The sequence below is a fragment of the Trabulsiella guamensis ATCC 49490 genome (genome assembly GCF_000734965.1).
In the GTDB taxonomy this organism is placed as follows: domain Bacteria; phylum Pseudomonadota; class Gammaproteobacteria; order Enterobacterales; family Enterobacteriaceae; genus Trabulsiella; species Trabulsiella guamensis.
Window position 1 is genome coordinate 57,374 of sequence record NZ_JMTB01000091.1, and the last position, 15,478, is coordinate 72,851.

The 15,478-nt window shown below is 53.6% G+C and carries 16 protein-coding genes; 5 read left to right on the top strand and 11 right to left on the bottom strand.

Going from position 1 to position 15,478, the window contains the following annotated elements:
* Positions 1–99: 99 nt before the first annotated feature.
* The 4 genes from GTGU_RS14440 to soxR all read right to left on the bottom strand — a co-directional run bounded on the left by GTGU_RS14440 (position 100) and on the right by soxR (position 3,164).
* Positions 100–1,449: an NCS2 family permease gene (locus GTGU_RS14440; RefSeq protein WP_038158346.1), complete on the bottom strand. Its 1,350-nt coding sequence runs from the start codon at positions 1,447–1,449 to the stop codon at positions 100–102.
* 168 nt (positions 1,450–1,617) lie between these two features.
* Positions 1,618–1,764: a hypothetical protein gene (locus GTGU_RS25795; protein ID WP_156964184.1), complete on the bottom strand. Its 147-nt coding sequence runs from the start codon at positions 1,762–1,764 to the stop codon at positions 1,618–1,620.
* Between the two features lie 3 nt (positions 1,765–1,767).
* Positions 1,768–2,436 (bottom strand): glutathione S-transferase family protein, encoded by a 669-nt coding sequence (locus GTGU_RS14445; RefSeq protein WP_038158348.1) that lies wholly within the window; start codon positions 2,434–2,436, stop codon positions 1,768–1,770.
* 269 nt (positions 2,437–2,705) lie between these two features.
* Positions 2,706–3,164, bottom strand: coding sequence for a redox-sensitive transcriptional activator SoxR (gene soxR, locus GTGU_RS14450; RefSeq protein ID WP_038158349.1), 459 nt, complete (start codon positions 3,162–3,164; stop codon positions 2,706–2,708).
* A gap of 86 nt (positions 3,165–3,250) precedes the next feature.
* Here soxR and soxS point away from each other — a divergent pair, with 86 nt between their 5' ends.
* Positions 3,251–3,580 carry a superoxide response transcriptional regulator SoxS gene (soxS, locus tag GTGU_RS14455; RefSeq protein WP_015368734.1) on the top strand — a complete coding sequence of 110 codons (330 nt, stop codon included), beginning with the start codon at positions 3,251–3,253 and terminating at the stop codon, positions 3,578–3,580.
* On the opposite strand, the gene GTGU_RS14460 is transcribed toward soxS, so the two are convergent.
* Both GTGU_RS14460 and GTGU_RS14465 read right to left on the bottom strand, forming a co-directional pair.
* A complete protein-coding gene (locus GTGU_RS14460) occupies positions 3,565–5,163 on the bottom strand; it encodes an EAL domain-containing protein (RefSeq protein ID WP_038158354.1) in 1,599 nt (532 codons plus the stop codon). The two genes, soxS and GTGU_RS14460, sit on opposite strands and share 16 nt — an antisense overlap.
* Before the next feature lie 205 nt (positions 5,164–5,368).
* The gene (locus GTGU_RS14465; RefSeq protein ID WP_156964185.1) at positions 5,369–6,268 is read right to left on the bottom strand and encodes a PAS domain-containing protein; all 900 of its coding nucleotides are present in this window, start codon (positions 6,266–6,268) and stop codon (positions 5,369–5,371) included.
* Between the two features lie 537 nt (positions 6,269–6,805).
* Between GTGU_RS14465 and GTGU_RS14470 the strand changes: the two genes are divergently transcribed.
* Entirely contained in the window at positions 6,806–7,087 is a 282-nt protein-coding gene (locus GTGU_RS14470) for a YjcB family protein (protein ID WP_038158356.1), read from the top strand.
* Positions 7,088–7,145: 58 nt separating this feature from the next.
* On the opposite strand, the gene ssb1 is transcribed toward GTGU_RS14470, so the two are convergent.
* Positions 7,146–7,676: a single-stranded DNA-binding protein SSB1 gene (ssb1, locus tag GTGU_RS14475; protein WP_038158358.1), complete on the bottom strand. Its 531-nt coding sequence runs from the start codon at positions 7,674–7,676 to the stop codon at positions 7,146–7,148.
* A gap of 246 nt (positions 7,677–7,922) precedes the next feature.
* Here ssb1 and uvrA point away from each other — a divergent pair, with 246 nt between their 5' ends.
* The 3 genes from uvrA to GTGU_RS14490 all read left to right on the top strand — a co-directional run bounded on the left by uvrA (position 7,923) and on the right by GTGU_RS14490 (position 11,637).
* Positions 7,923–10,748 (top strand): excinuclease ABC subunit UvrA, encoded by a 2,826-nt coding sequence (gene uvrA / locus GTGU_RS14480; RefSeq protein ID WP_038158360.1) that lies wholly within the window; start codon positions 7,923–7,925, stop codon positions 10,746–10,748.
* Positions 10,749–10,866: 118 nt separating this feature from the next.
* The gene (locus tag GTGU_RS14485; protein ID WP_038158362.1) at positions 10,867–11,289 is read left to right on the top strand and encodes a hypothetical protein; all 423 of its coding nucleotides are present in this window, start codon (positions 10,867–10,869) and stop codon (positions 11,287–11,289) included.
* A 9-nt stretch (positions 11,290–11,298) separates the two neighbouring features.
* Positions 11,299–11,637, top strand: coding sequence for a hypothetical protein (locus tag GTGU_RS14490; RefSeq protein WP_038158364.1), 339 nt, complete (start codon positions 11,299–11,301; stop codon positions 11,635–11,637).
* A 14-nt stretch (positions 11,638–11,651) separates the two neighbouring features.
* Here the strand turns inward: GTGU_RS14490 and GTGU_RS14495 are convergent, their stop codons facing one another.
* From GTGU_RS14495 to alr, 4 genes are all read right to left on the bottom strand, one after another.
* The gene (locus GTGU_RS14495; RefSeq protein WP_038158366.1) at positions 11,652–12,008 is read right to left on the bottom strand and encodes an MmcQ/YjbR family DNA-binding protein; all 357 of its coding nucleotides are present in this window, start codon (positions 12,006–12,008) and stop codon (positions 11,652–11,654) included.
* 173 nt (positions 12,009–12,181) lie between these two features.
* The gene (gene aphA, locus GTGU_RS14500; RefSeq protein ID WP_038158368.1) at positions 12,182–12,895 is read right to left on the bottom strand and encodes an acid phosphatase AphA; all 714 of its coding nucleotides are present in this window, start codon (positions 12,893–12,895) and stop codon (positions 12,182–12,184) included.
* A 173-nt stretch (positions 12,896–13,068) separates the two neighbouring features.
* Positions 13,069–14,262 (bottom strand): aromatic amino acid transaminase, encoded by a 1,194-nt coding sequence (gene tyrB / locus GTGU_RS14505; protein ID WP_038158370.1) that lies wholly within the window; start codon positions 14,260–14,262, stop codon positions 13,069–13,071.
* A 131-nt stretch (positions 14,263–14,393) separates the two neighbouring features.
* Entirely contained in the window at positions 14,394–15,473 is a 1,080-nt protein-coding gene (gene alr / locus GTGU_RS14510; RefSeq protein WP_038158372.1) for an alanine racemase, read from the bottom strand.
* Positions 15,474–15,478 lie beyond the last annotated feature (5 nt).

Here is a 15,478-nt window from a genome sequence, read left to right on the forward strand (position 1 = left end):
CTGATAATAAAACATGATAATCAACGCAAGGGAAACAGGATGTGCCCGAAAAGCAAAAAGGGCGGCCTGAGCCACCCTTCATCCTGACGCGATAACGAGTTAAATCGCCCAGCCGCCCGCGTAGAAGATCACCAGCGCGAGAGCAATCACCACGGTGCCGATGTTCAGCTTGCGCCATTCACCAGACACCACGCGGCCAATCACCAGCGTCGCGAAGCCGATCATGATCCCGGTAACGATGTTACAGGTGAGCACGATAAACACCGCGGTGATAAGCCCAGCCATTGCATCGACGAAATCATTGAAATCGATTTTCGCTACGTTGCTCAGCATCAGCAGACCAACGTACATCAGTGCAGGCGCCGTTGCGTAAGCCGGCACCAGATAAGAGAGCGGAGACAGGAACAGGATCAGCAGGAACAGCACGCCGACAGTAATCGCCGTCAGACCAGTCTTACCACCCGCTGCCGTACCGGCTGCGGATTCGATATACACCGCTGCTGGCGCTGCGCCGACAACCGCCGAGAACACGCTGCTCAGGGAGTCAGTAGTCAGTGCCTTGCCACCGTTAATTATCTGACCGTCTTTATCCAGCAGATTCGCCTGACCCGCCACTGCACGGATGGTGCCCGTCGCGTCAAATACCGCCGTCATCACCAACGCCAGTACACTCGGTAACACCACCGGGCTCAGCGCACCCATGATATCCAGGCTGCCAATCAGTGATTTACCACTTTCATCGCTCAGCGATGGCATGGCGAAGAAGCCAGAGAAATGCACATTTGGATCGAAAATCAGACCGACGATGGAAACGCCGATGATGGTCAGCAGAATGCCGCCAGGCACTTTCATTTTTTCGAGACCAATAATCACCGCCAGACCAACCAGCGACATGATCACCGGGAAACTGGCGAAATGGCCGAGAGAAACTGGCAGACCATCCAGCGGGTTTTTGATCACCAGACCTACGCCGTTCGCTGCGATCAGCAACAGGAACAGGCCGATACCGATACCGGTGCCGTGCGCGATCCCCTGCGGCAGATTGCGCAGGATCCAGCTACGAATACCGGTGGCAGAAATGATGGTGAACAGCACCCCCATCAGGAAGACAGCACCGAGCGCCACCGGAATGCTGATTTGCTGCCCCAGCACCAGGCTGAACGCGGTAAACGCTGTCAGCGAAATAGCGCAGCCAATAGCCAGCGGCAGATTCGCCCACAACCCCATCACCAGCGAACCGACACCGGCAACCAGACAGGTAGCGACAAACACCGCGGCAGGCGGGAAACCGGCTTTGCCGAGCATGCCCGGCACCACAATCACGGAATACACCATCGCCAGAAAGGTCGTCAGACCGGCAACGATTTCCTGACGCACGGTACTGCCACGAGCAGAAATTTTAAACCAGGCGTCAAGTGAACCGCCGGTACGCGCAGAAGGCGTAGACATAGAAAACATCCCCTAAGAGTTTTTATCTTATCGTTCGTCTGTCGGCGTGGTGGAACATCCACTGCCAGTTAAACGTTGTCCATGTGCAGCCTCGCGGCAAGGGGTGCCGGGAAAACGCAAACGTTTAACTCCGCGCTGACAAAACGGCTAGTCAAAAAAGGCAAACGATTATCTGGCTTTTAGCAGGCCATTTTCAACAGAAGTTTGCGCCATTTCGCCAAAAATCCCCGCCGCTGTTGAAGAAACCGCCAGAAGATGCGCAAACGTTATCGTTGATGCGCAATCTGGCAACATTTCTGCCTGCTTTTCAGGCAAAAATTACTCGCCGGGGATCTCAAACGGACCTCCCTGTTGAATAGCCCGCTGCCATGCCGGACGCATTTCAATGCGTTTTTTCCATGCCGCAATGTTGGGTAGCGCATTGATACCGCCACGTGACAGGAGCGCAAAGAGCGGGAAGCTCATCTGAATATCCGCCATGCTGAGTTGCTCTCCGGCAAACCACGGGCGGCTGGCAAGCTGCAATTCAATAAAACTGGCGTGAGTGGCGATTTGCTTGTTGAGATAGGCTTTCTGTACACCCTGCCCGAGCACTTTGCCCAGGGAACGCAGACCAAACGGCACCGGCGGTTTACCCAACTGGCTAAAGATCAGTTTCATCAGCAGGAGCGGCATCAGCGACCCTTCCGCGTAGTGAAGCCAGAAGCGATACTGCAACTTCTCAATCTCTTCCTGTGGCCGGAACTGGTGGCTTTTGTCGTAACGCTCCTGAAGGTATTCAAGGATCGCGCCGGATTCGGCAATGATATGCCCGTTATCTTCCAGTACCGGGGATTTTCCCAGCGGATGAACTTTCTTCAGTGCGGCTGGTGCCTGCATATCCGGCTCACGCTGGTAGCGGACAATCTGGTAAGGCATATTCAACTCTTCCAGCGCCCAGAGTACTCGTTGCGAACGCGACTGATTCAGATGGTGCACAATCAACATGTCTCACAGCCTCTTAGAAAATTCGTTCAAATTAACTATAGAAACAGCGAGCGAATGGCGGAAAATTTTCGGCGAAAAAGTTGCCCGTTTTTATGGCGAGGAAGCTGCCATGGCATAGACTTAAAGTGTCAGCACAAACCGGAACCTCCAACCCCTGATGAGACGATGAGGGGTGCTGATGTCGGGGGAAACCCTCCCGTGACTCAACGGGATAGAGCGAAAGACAAAGACCGGAACGACTAAAGCGCCCTTCGTGGCGCTTTAGTTTTTTATTCGTCTTCCGGAAAGTGCGCGCCCGGCCCCTTCTCGCCGAGTTTATCGCCAGGGTTTCGCAGCGGGCAGTCAGTGCGCGACAGGCAACCGCAACCAATGCAGCCGTCCAGTTGATCACGCAGCGCCACCAGCGTGTGAATGCGACTGTTTAGTTCCTCACGCCATTGTGAAGAAAGCTGCTTCCACTCTTTGGCGCTCAGTCGGTGCCCTTCCGGCAGGACGCCAAACGCCTCGCCGATGGTCGATAGCGGAATGCCGATGCGCTGCGCAATCTTGATGATGGCCACATGACGCAGCACGTCACGACGGTATCGGCGTTGGTTTCCGGCGTTGCGCGTACTTTTGATAAGCCCTTTGCTTTCATAGAAATGCAGCGCAGAAACGGCAACACCGCTTCGCTTTGCCACTTCGCCGGGTGTCAGCAGAGATTTTATGCGGGGTGATTTCTTTTCCATAAAGCGCTTTACCTCAAGTTAACTTGAGGAATTATACTCGCCTTCAGACAGTACGACGAATCGAAAAATGCAAAAAGAGGCCCTGTATGTCCCATCAGGATATTATTCAAACGCTTATTGAATGGATTGATGAACATATCGATCAACCGCTTAACATTGATGTAGTCGCAAAAAAATCAGGTTACTCGAAGTGGTATCTGCAACGAATGTTCCGCACCGTGACGCACCAGACGCTGGGGGATTACATACGCCAGCGCAGGCTGCTGCTGGCGGCGGAGGCACTGCGCACCACGCAACGCCCTATCTTTGATATCGCGATGGATTTAGGCTACGTCTCGCAACAAACGTTCTCCCGGGTGTTTCGTCGCGAGTTCGATCGCACGCCGAGCGACTACCGCCATCAGATCTCTGCCTGAGGCATCATCCGGCTGACCTGACACGTCGAAACATCAAGCCACTGCATAAATTCTTGCGGTGGCATCGCTTTCGCGAAATGCCACCCCTGACAGAACTGCACGCCCCGCTTTGCCAGCCACGAGACCTGCTCTCCGGTTTCGACGCCTTCAGCAATGGTTTTCAGTCGCAAGCTTTGCGCCATCTCTATGATATGCTCCGCGATCAGATGACTGGTGCTGTTAGTGGTAAGCGTATCGATGAATGATTTATCGATTTTAAGAATATCAACGTTCAGCGAATAGAGGTTGTGCAGGTTGGAATAACCGGTACCAAAGTCATCGATCGCCACTTCATAACCCGCCTGGCGAAACGCCTGGATCACCGGTGTGGTTTTCGGCACATCAATAAACCCGCGCTCGGTAACTTCGATTTTAATTTGTTGCGCACGCACGTTATGGGCTTGTGCTTTTTCTGAGATCAGCGCAATCAGTCGTGAAGAGTGAAAATCCGACGCGGAAAGATTAATGGAGACATAAAGCTGCGGGTGTGTTGCCAGAAATTGCCCCATCTCCGCAAACATCTCTTCTACCACGTAATCAGTCACCTGCTCTATCAACGCCTCTTTTTCGGCGAGCGGAATAAATTCTGTCGGGCTCATTACCTGGCCATTGAATCCCGGCCAGCGCAACAGTGCTTCGGCACCCACACAGCAGTTATTTTTAATATCCATGATCGGCTGATAATGCAGGCGCAACTGACGCTTATTAAGCGCACGCTGGAGTTTGCGCCGTGGCGAATTTATTTGCCGACGAGTGCGCGACCAGACCAGTAAAATGAGTATGCTGCAGATTCCCCCTAATGGCAGCGTTAACGTCACCTGATGCCAGAGGTTTTCGTAATAACGACGATCCTGCGTCGAGACGATAACCGCAACGGGACGACGATCAGAATGCACGACCGTATAAAAACGCCCCTCCTTGCGGAATGACGCATTACTGTCACGAATTAACGGGCGTAATGTCAGCGGATCCGACGTGGCGCTGACTGAGAAAAAGGAATGGGTTTTAGTGTCGTAAACGCCGTAGCTCAGCGAGGTATCTTCTGAAATCACTTCGCTATAAGACAGCGGGTTTACCACCGCGACATAATTATCCCGCTGCATGTAGATCATCGAATAACCGGAATAAAACGGCGTATCGCGATAGTAATAAACCGAGAGATTAGGCTTTTTCTGATAATTCGGCTGCGGCATGACAAACGGCTGCGCCGGACGAAAGACGGTCGAACACAGGAACTGATTGCCCCGGGCATAGATTAAATCCGTTACGTACAACCGTCCGCGAACAAGATTAAGCATCGCCTGTTGATGCTGCGGCGTGCAGGCAGCGCCACGATATTTTTCCGCTTCGCTACGGGTCTCTTCTGCCTCGCGGATAACAATATCGGTTTTATCGAGCGCAAGCTGCGCAAACGTCTGTAGCTGACCGGTGGTTTCTGACATGGCGCGTATTTGCGCAAACCAAAGCGCCAGCATCACGGGTAACAATACCACCATGATAACGCCGACAACACGCAGCACCTTGTCTCGCACCCTACGATTCATCCAGCCCGATATCCCTGTTTTCAGTACGCCTGAAGATCAGGCCCATGGCTTCAATTGCAGGTGATTACGTTGCATGAATCAAACAACATTAGCAACCGTCTTTTTGTTCCATATTCCTGATATTCCGTTATGACGATTTTATTCCACCGTAAGGCAAACAGGGAGACAGGCTGACGTTTTTATTAAGGGTCAAATCTCATTTACGTTAAAGACGTGGCGTGTTAGCTTTTTTTAAACCTGTCACATCCACGCCAATATTCAGTATCGTACCGTCACCCATCGTAATATTAGACCAGAGCGTTGTCAGCGTTGCGCCATCACGCCGTACCGGGTAGCGGGTGTGCATTTCCGTCACTGGCGTGTCATTGAACGGGCTAAAGGAAAGTCGTACCTGCTCACGCATAGCCGGGTCAGGGTAAAATAATTCCAGCGGATCGGCGTAACAATTAATGTCATTTTGTGTCCAGCCAAACGATCGCTCGCAGGCCCGATTCCATAATATGCATCGCCGACGGGCATCGAATGAATTTAATAAAATTGGTGCGCAGTCTAACATGACTTTATATCTCACCATGATGGCATTTAATTCACTGGCAGTACGCTCTTTAAGAATTACATCAGAAAGGTAGCCTTTCAGTTTTTCCGCCAGAATAATAGCAATGCTTTTAATCACTGAGGAGGATGTCTGCGAATAAGGAAAGGCGACAAATAAATAATTACTGTGGCTGGCGCTCTGTAAAGGAATTTTGCATAACGCCGCGCTTTTTATTATTCCGGCGTCAGGATGAGAGTCCGGATAAAGCAGCCTGCCTGCCTCGTTTCGCCAGTAACGGATGCGCCAGCTACGTTCGGCTTCAAGCCTGGATAACGCCAGCAGGCGCACGACGTGATGATGGTTACACTCAAGGTCACCGGCGACCTCCAGCCGTGGCTCCTTGCCATCGTCGATCATCGTCCACGTCAGGCATGCGCCCAGCGCGGTGTTGATGGTAAAAAGTAACGGGCGCAGCGGTTGATGCGTGGATAATCCAGGCATCAGTTGCGCCAGCATATGCAGCCCTAAAGCGGCATCATTTATTGCGGTGTGCAGTGTGTCATTATTCATTTTATCAATCACAGGTTGAAGGAACGGAATAAACCTGCAATGAAAATCAGACGTCGATCCAGCCTACGCAAAGTATTTGCGCAGCAAATGTTCAGGAGTTAATACAACCACGAGAAAGGTGTTCAGCAATACTTACAAGAAATCAAAACAACCCAGTAAATCCAGCCGCTGATTGCCTTATTGCAAGTAAAAATAACTGTCCACGACAGCATAATCCAGCCGACTGGCCCTGTAAATATTGTACAACGGCACTGCGCGTGTACAGATTTGGCTATCTCTCTGAATTGGCATGAAAGGGAGGTAAATAAAAGCAATAGTCAACGGAGAATATATTCTCTGTTCCCGTGACGCCTCGCAAATTTAACCGGCAAAAAAAGTCACTTTTTGAACTGGCGAATAAAACAACAAATGTGATATAGTTCACACATCATAATGCAAAAGAAATTCCGTTTCATTTAGTCACTAAATGCCCTGAGATAGCCAGCCTGCAATGACGTTCGCGCTGTCAAAGGCAACCGTTCTTCTGAGGAAAGATTCATGGCATCGATCACTACCGGCGTTGTGCTGTTGCGCTGGCCGCTTTTCAGTGCAGTGTTAATGTTCTTAGCCAGTACGCTCAACATTCAGTTACGTAAATCCGACTATGCCGGGCTGGCCGTCATTTGCAGCGGTCTCGGCGTTGCCGCCGCCTGCTGGTTTGCAACGGGTTTGCTGGGCATTACACTGGTGGATATCGTCACCATTTGGGGCAACATTAAAGATGTGATGATTGAAGTGATGAACCAGGCGCCACCGGAATGGCCGATGGTATTAACCTGATAAAAAAAGCGCTTCCCGATGGAAGCGCTTTTTTTGTCTGGTGACCGCAATAACGGTATCAGAACGGGATGTCGTCGTCGAAATCCATCGGCGGTTCGTTAGACGGCGCCGGAGCAGATTGCTGCTGCGGACGAGACTGCGCGCCACCGCTGAACTGTGCGCCACCCTGCGGCTGCTGAGGCTGACCCCAACCGCCCTGTTGCTGCTGACCACCACCTGCCGGTGCGCCAGCACCCTGCTGACGTCCACCCAGCATCTGCATGGTACCGCCAACGTTCACCACTACTTCCGTGGTGTATTTTTCGACGCCAGACTGATCGGTCCATTTGCGGGTGCGCAACTGACCTTCAATGTAGACCTGAGAACCTTTACGCAGATATTCGCTGGCAACTTCAGCCAGTTTGCCGAACAGCACAACACGGTGCCATTCCGTCTGCTCTTTCATTTCCCCGGTCTGCTTGTCACGCCAGGATTCGGAAGTAGCCAGCGTAATGTTGGCAACTGCACCACCATTCGGCATGTAGCGTACTTCCGGGTCCTGGCCCAGATTACCGACGAGAATCACCTTGTTTACGCCTCTGCTGGCCATGATCGTGTCTCCTGAATACGTTTTGAAATAGTGTAAACGCGCGATTGTACCACCACAAAGCGACATTTTGATAGCTGCGAGCATGATTCCAGAAATCTCGCGCCATTAATCATTTTTGCACATAATCGGGGAAGATGCATTCCAATACTGTATATTCAAACAGGTTTAATTGTGTCATAATTAGCCGTTTCTGCCGTTTGTCCTTCAAGCAAACCAGGCATTCCGAGTCTCTACCGGGAAAGGTGAATGGATAAGATCGAAGTTCGGGGCGCCCGCACCCATAATCTCAAGAATATCAACCTCGTCATCCCCCGCGACAAACTGATTGTCGTCACCGGGCTGTCGGGATCAGGCAAATCTTCACTGGCTTTTGACACGCTGTATGCCGAAGGGCAGCGACGCTATGTTGAGTCGCTGTCAGCCTACGCGCGCCAGTTTCTGTCGTTGATGGAAAAACCGGACGTCGATCATATCGAAGGCCTGTCGCCCGCGATCTCCATTGAGCAAAAATCGACCTCGCACAACCCACGCTCGACAGTGGGGACGATCACGGAAATCCACGATTATCTGCGTCTGCTGTACGCCCGCGTCGGGGAGCCACGCTGCCCGGATCACGACGTGCCGCTGGCTGCGCAGACCGTCAGCCAGATGGTGGATAACGTGCTGTCGCAGCCAGAAGGCAAACGCCTGATGCTGCTGGCACCAATCATTAAAGAACGTAAAGGCGAACACACCAAAACGCTGGAAAACCTGGCGAGCCAGGGGTATATCCGCGCCCGTATCGACGGCGAAGTGTGTGATCTTTCTGATCCACCGAAACTGGAATTACAAAAGAAACACACTATCGAAGTGGTAGTTGATCGTTTTAAAGTTCGTGGCGATCTGGCGCAGCGTCTGGCTGAATCATTCGAAACCGCACTGGAACTGTCCGGTGGCACAGCGGTCGTCGCCGACATGGACGATGAAAAAGCGGAAGAACTGCTCTTCTCTGCCAACTTCGCCTGCCCAATTTGCGGTTACAGCATGCGTGAGCTGGAGCCTCGCCTGTTTTCGTTCAACAACCCGGCGGGCGCCTGCCCGACTTGTGACGGCCTCGGCGTACAACAATATTTCGATCCGGATCGCGTGATCCAGAACCCGGAGCTGTCACTGGCAGGTGGCGCGATCCGCGGCTGGGATCGCCGTAACTTTTACTATTTCCAGATGCTGAAGTCACTGGCGGACCACTACAAATTCGATGTGGACGCGCCATGGGGCAGCCTGAACCCATCCGTACATAAAGTGGTGCTGTTCGGTTCCGGTAAAGAGTCTATTGAATTCAAATACATGAACGACCGTGGCGACACCTCAATTCGCCGCCATCCGTTCGAAGGCGTTCTGCATAACATGGAACGCCGCTATAAAGAGACCGAATCCAGCGCCGTTCGCGAAGAGCTGGCGAAATTCATCAGCAACCGCCCTTGCGCCACCTGCGATGGTACGCGCCTGCGCCGTGAAGCACGCCACGTATTTGTTGAAAACACGCCGCTGCCGACCATTTCCGACATGAGCATCGGCCATGCGATGGACTTCTTCAATAACCTGAAGCTGTCCGGTCAACGCGCGCAAATTGCCGAAAAAGTACTGAAAGAAATTGGTGATCGCCTGAAGTTTCTGGTCAACGTCGGGCTGAACTACCTGACGCTTTCCCGCTCAGCGGAAACGCTGTCTGGCGGCGAGGCGCAGCGTATTCGTCTGGCAAGCCAGATCGGCGCAGGGCTGGTCGGCGTGATGTACGTGCTGGATGAGCCTTCTATCGGCCTGCATCAGCGCGACAACGAACGCCTGCTCGGTACGCTGATCCATCTGCGTAACCTGGGCAATACGGTGATTGTCGTTGAGCATGATGAAGATGCCATACGTGCGGCAGACCATATCATTGATATCGGTCCTGGTGCCGGCGTACATGGCGGTCAGGTGGTGGCCGAAGGGACGCTGGACGCCATCATGTCAGTGCCGGAATCGTTGACTGGTCAGTTCATGAGCGGTAAACGCCAGATTGAAATCCCGAAAAATCGGGTACCGGCGGATCCGCAAAAAGTACTGAAGCTGAGCGGCGCACGCGGCAACAATCTGAAAGACGTCACACTGACACTGCCCGTCGGCCTGTTTACCTGTATCACCGGAGTCTCCGGTTCCGGTAAATCGACGCTGATCAACGATACGCTGTTCCCGATCGCCCAGCGCCAGCTCAATGGCGCGACGATTGCAGAACCGGCGCCGTATCGCGAAATCCAGGGGCTGGAGCATTTTGATAAAGTCATTGATATCGACCAGAGCCCGATTGGCCGTACGCCACGTTCCAACCCGGCGACTTATACCGGTGTTTTCACACCGGTACGCGAACTTTTCGCCGGGGTGCCGGAAGCCCGTTCGCGCGGGTATACGCCAGGACGTTTCAGCTTTAACGTGCGTGGCGGACGTTGCGAAGCCTGCCAGGGCGATGGCGTGATCAAAGTCGAAATGCACTTCCTGCCGGATATCTACGTACCGTGTGACCAGTGCAAAGGCAAACGCTATAACCGCGAAACGCTGGAGATTAAATATAAAGGCAAGACGATCCACGAAGTGCTGGATATGACCATCGAAGAAGCGCGTGAATTTTTTGACGCGGTTCCGGCGCTGGCGCGGAAGCTGCAAACGCTGATGGATGTGGGTCTGACCTACATCCGCCTTGGTCAGTCGGCAACCACGCTCTCCGGCGGTGAAGCGCAGCGCGTTAAGCTGGCGCGTGAATTGTCGAAACGTGGCACGGGTCAGACGCTCTACATTCTCGATGAACCAACCACCGGTCTGCACTTTGCCGACATCCAGCAGTTACTGGACGTACTGCACCAGTTGCGCGATCAGGGCAACACCATCGTGGTGATCGAGCACAACCTGGACGTCATTAAAACGGCGGACTGGATTGTCGATCTCGGTCCGGAAGGTGGTAGCGGCGGCGGCGAAATCCTCGTTTCCGGCACGCCAGAAACAGTAGCGGAGTGCGAAGCCTCGCACACCGCGCGCTTCCTGAAGCCGATGCTGAAATAATCCCCCTGCGCCCTGTCGATTCTCTTCAGGGCGCATAACTTTGCCTCTTTTTTACTCACTTATCACTCCTGGCTTGCGCTATTCTGGACGTCATCCACCGCTTGCCTGAGCCACGGTCATGCCTGTTATCCGCTATATCCGAATTGCTTTCTTATTTCCCCTGCTGTTGCTGGCCGCCTGTTCCATGACGGGAAGCTATAACGGAGATGCCCATCGTCAGCTGGTGATGTTGCAGGCGCTGCATATGCAATTTATTGATGACGCGACAATGAGCGATACCCGTGACGCAATACTGGACGAACGCGATTACCGCGTGCAGTACCGCGCCGCGCGGCTGTTCGCGGAAAATCTGGGCGATCCGTTGCGTCTGAATAACCTTCAGTCGCTGCATAACATCTGGCAGGCGCAGTCTGATCGCTTCCAGCAGCAGCAACGGCCATTCAACAGCGCACAGGCCCGGCTGTTCAGCCGCCAGGCGAGCGCCGCATACCAACAAGCCATTCATGGCGAATGCTTACGCCCGCATTCTGTTTGTCAGTAGAGGGGTACGATGTCGATTTTAAACGATCTGGAAGCAGCGTTTGCCAGCCCGGCATTTCGCCAGCAGGCCGGGGAGATTGTCGGAGGAGAGTGTCTGGCGCTGTTTCAACAGGGTCTGACGGACAACGACGCGTTTATCCGCGAAACCTGCGAGACACTGGCGGAAGCGTTACGCGACAGAGCGCGCGGCGACCTGGAAGAGGAAGATATCAGGGTAATGCTCGTCGGGATGCAGGAGCAATTAACGATACACATGACTAACGCGCAGATCGCCGTGCGATCCCGCATGCAGAGTATTGTTGAGCGACTGCTTGACCTGTCGCTGTCAGTGCTGGTCACCGCACTGTAGTTATTCGCCGGAAGTTATTCGCCGAGGATGCTTTTCCGGGTCTCTTCCGGTATCAACGTCAGCGCCTGCTCCCATGAGGCATCGACAAGATAATAGATTTGCGAATCCGGCAGTGTGCCGTCGAGGTAGACCGTGCTCCAGTGCGCCTTATTGAGGTGTTTGCTGGGCCGCACGTCGCTGTGCTGCTGACGCAGCAGTTCAGCAAGTTCCGGGCTGGTTTTTAATGATGTCGCCGGGCGCCCCTCAACTTCCTTCACCATAGCAAACAACACGTCGGCGACTTTGATCTGCGTGGCCTTCCAGTCACTGTGAACGCTTTGCTCAGCGCCGGGTTTCTTCATGCAATACTGTAAAAGCTCCGAAATGGTCATTTCTGTTCTCCGTGCCCACTCAGGCAGTTCCAATGTAATGTAGAGAGGATCTGTTTAAGTGTGCAGCAAGATGACGAAAGGTGAAACTTTCACCACACAACCAGCACAAAAAAATGGCAACCTGAAGGCTGCCGTAACAAAAAATGGTGGGATAGTCTGGTTTTACCGAAGCGTCAGTATTCAGAATTGACAATCACCTCTTCCCCAAACTTTCCTGCCATGGGTAATGGTCGGTATGTCGAATTTGACGCACGCAGCACGCGGATCCCCCGCACACCCACTTCGCGCGCGGCAGTAATATCGTTATCAGAATCCCCGTAGAACATCCGGATGTTCTTTTTCTGCAACCAGGCCGTTTTGGCATTTTGCCCCGGCTTGTCGCCGGCAAAAATGACCGGATTCATGTTCGCCGCAGGAATAAGAAAATCATCCTGCAGTGTTTTCGTGACAGTTTCCGTGCGGGTCTGGGTGCGGCCCGTGACGAAATAAATGCTGTCGCCGCGTTTGATGTGCATGGTGATCAGCGCCCGCGCGACTTCTTTGGGAATGCTGAACTCATCCCAGCCGTTATTCATTTTTTGCCAGAATTCGGGATTTTTCAGATACGCTTCGCTGCGGGGCGAGTATGTTTTTTGCCCCCGCCAGAAACCCGGGCTGGAAAACAGTACGGTGTCATCAATATCAAAACCCACTGCCATCGGTGGGCGACCTAACAGACTGTTTTCAATTTGCTCCACAGAAACCCAACGGACAGGAGCCTGTTCAGCAAGGCGGGCAATGTTAGTGCCGGGATAGACGGGAGAAGGTGATGAAGCTCGGGCAACAACCGGGTTGTTGAGCGTGAATAGCAGGCAGACGGCGCTAAACGCCATGGTGATCTTACGCATATTATTCCCTGGATGTGCTAAAGATTTTTGGGATTTTATATTTCTGATCGAGTTGTCTACCTGACCTTACTCTCGACAGGGTTTTGACGGAAGGGAAAAAGTCGGAGAAAAGGGGGGTGATCACACTCATCACCCCGGTTTAAGAAAAGTTTAAGAAAATAGCAAGTAAGTACTTACATTACTGCGCAGAACGCCTCCGCAACGCGGTGAACATTGCGCGAATTCAGACCCGCAACACACATACGCCCGCTGGCGATGAGGTAAACCCCAAACTCGTCACGCAATCTGTCCACCTGTGCTGCGCTAAGTCCGGTATAACTGAACATGCCGCGCTGCCTGAGCAGATAATCAAAATCGCGGCCCGGCATCGCTGTTTTCAGTACGTTGACCAGTTCCTGACGCATTGCCAGGATGCGGGTGCGCATCGTCTCTACTTCTTCCAGCCATGACGCTTTCAGTTGCGGGTTACCCAGCACTGTCGCGACAACCTGCGCACCAAAATTCGGCGGACTGGAATAGTTGCGGCGAACGGTCGCTTTCAGTTGCCCCAGTACGCGCCCGGCCGTTTCGGCGTCTTCACAGACCACCGATAACCCACCAACACGCTCGCCGTAGAGCGAGAAAATTTTCGAGAAGGAGTTGCTGACCAGCAGCGGCAGACCAGAGCTGGCAAAAGCGCGAATGGCGTACGCGTCTTCTTCCATGCCAGCCCCAAAGCCCTGATAGGCAATGTCGAGGAACGGGATCAGCTCGCGGCGCTTCGCCACTTCCACCACCGCATCCCACTGAGTAGGGGTTAAATCAGCTCCCGTCGGGTTATGGCAACACGGATGCAGCAGCACGATGCTTTGCGCCGGGAGCGTGTTCAGTTTTTCCAGCAGCGCGTCGAAGCGCACGCCGTTGGTTTCTGTGTCAAACCACGGGTAAGTGCTTACTTCGAAGCCAGCGCCTTCAAAAATTGCCACATGGTTTTCCCACGTCGGGTCGCTGACCCATACGCCAGAATCGGGGAAGTATCGTTTCAGGAAATCAGCGCCGATTTTCAGCGCTCCGGAACCGCCCAGGGTCTGGATTGTCGCCACACGCTGTTGTATTAACACCGGGTGCTCCGCGCCAAAAAGCAGCGGCGCAATGCTGTTACGGTAGGTATTCAGACCTTCCATCGGTAGATAAAGTGACGCGCCATGCGGTTGTGCGTTGAGCTGTGCTTCTGCACTCGCGACGGCCTGTAGCTGCGGGATAATCCCGTCTTCGTTGTAATACAGGCCAATGCTGAGGTTCACTTTGTCACTGCGCGGATCTTCTTTAAAACGCTCCATTAAGGAGAGGATGGGGTCGCCAGCGTAGGCGTTAACTTTCTGAAACACGCGATGCTTCTCCGGATTATAGACGGGCAGGAATAACAACAATAAACCGGAAGTCAGAGAAGATCGAGGGGATGCGGGAGAAAACGGGAGCGGCCTGAACGCCGCTCTCGTTTTTCGTGAAGCAAAAGGATTTAGCCTTCGTACTGCATCGCGACCCGTGAGGTCAGACGCGTAATAAGTTCGTAAGCACTTACTTTTGTGATTTCGGCGATGCGCTCAACGGGCAACCCTGCGCCCCACATCACTACCGGATCGCCCGCTTTATCCTGCGCCTGCGGGCCTAAATCTACGCAAATCATGTCCATCGCCACGCGCCCGACAATCGGCACTTCGCGATCGTTCACCAGCACTGGCGTGCCCGACGGCGCCGCGCGTGGGTACCCGTCACCGTAGCCCATCGCCACCACGCCAAGACGCGTATCGCGATCGCTTATCCAGGTACCGCCGTAACCCACCGGCTCGCCCGCTTTATGCTCGCGTACCGCAATCAGGCTGGAGGTCAGCGACATCACTGGCTGGAAGCCAAAATCCGGCCCCCATGGTTTTTGATCCAGTGGCGAAACACCATACAGAATGATGCCTGGGCGTACCCAGTCAAAATGCGACTGCGGCCAGAGCAAAATCCCGCCGGAGGCAGCTATGGAACGCTGCCCCGGCTTCCCTTCGGTGAAGGTGGTGAAGATATCCAGTTGCTGTTCTGTCGCGCCGCATTCGGGCTCATCAGCGCGGGCGAAATGGCTGACGATGTTGACCGGCTGGCGAACGTTTTTGCACTGGCAAAGGCGCTGATAAAACCCGTCGGCCTGCTCCGGGCGGATCCCCAGGCGATGCATGCCGGTATCCAGTTTCATCCATACGGTGACCGGCTCAGGCAAATCGGCCCGTTCCAGCGCTTCCAGCTGTTCCTGGTTATGCACCGCCGTGTGCAGATGCTGCTGAGAAATTACTGGCAGGTCGCTGGCATTGAAAAAACCTTCCAGCAACAGAATCGGCTGATTGATGCCCCCTTCCCGCAGTCGTAGCGCCTCTTCAAGGCGAGCGACGCCGAAAGCATCCGCATCAGTGAGCGTTCGCGCGGTCTCCAGAAGACCATGTCCGTAGGCGTTCGCTTTCACGACTGCAACCAGTTTGCTGGCGGGCGCCAGTTCACGCAGACGTTGCAGGTTGTGTCGCAGAGCGCGGCGGTTAATTACCACAGTTGCCGCTTGCATTTGAA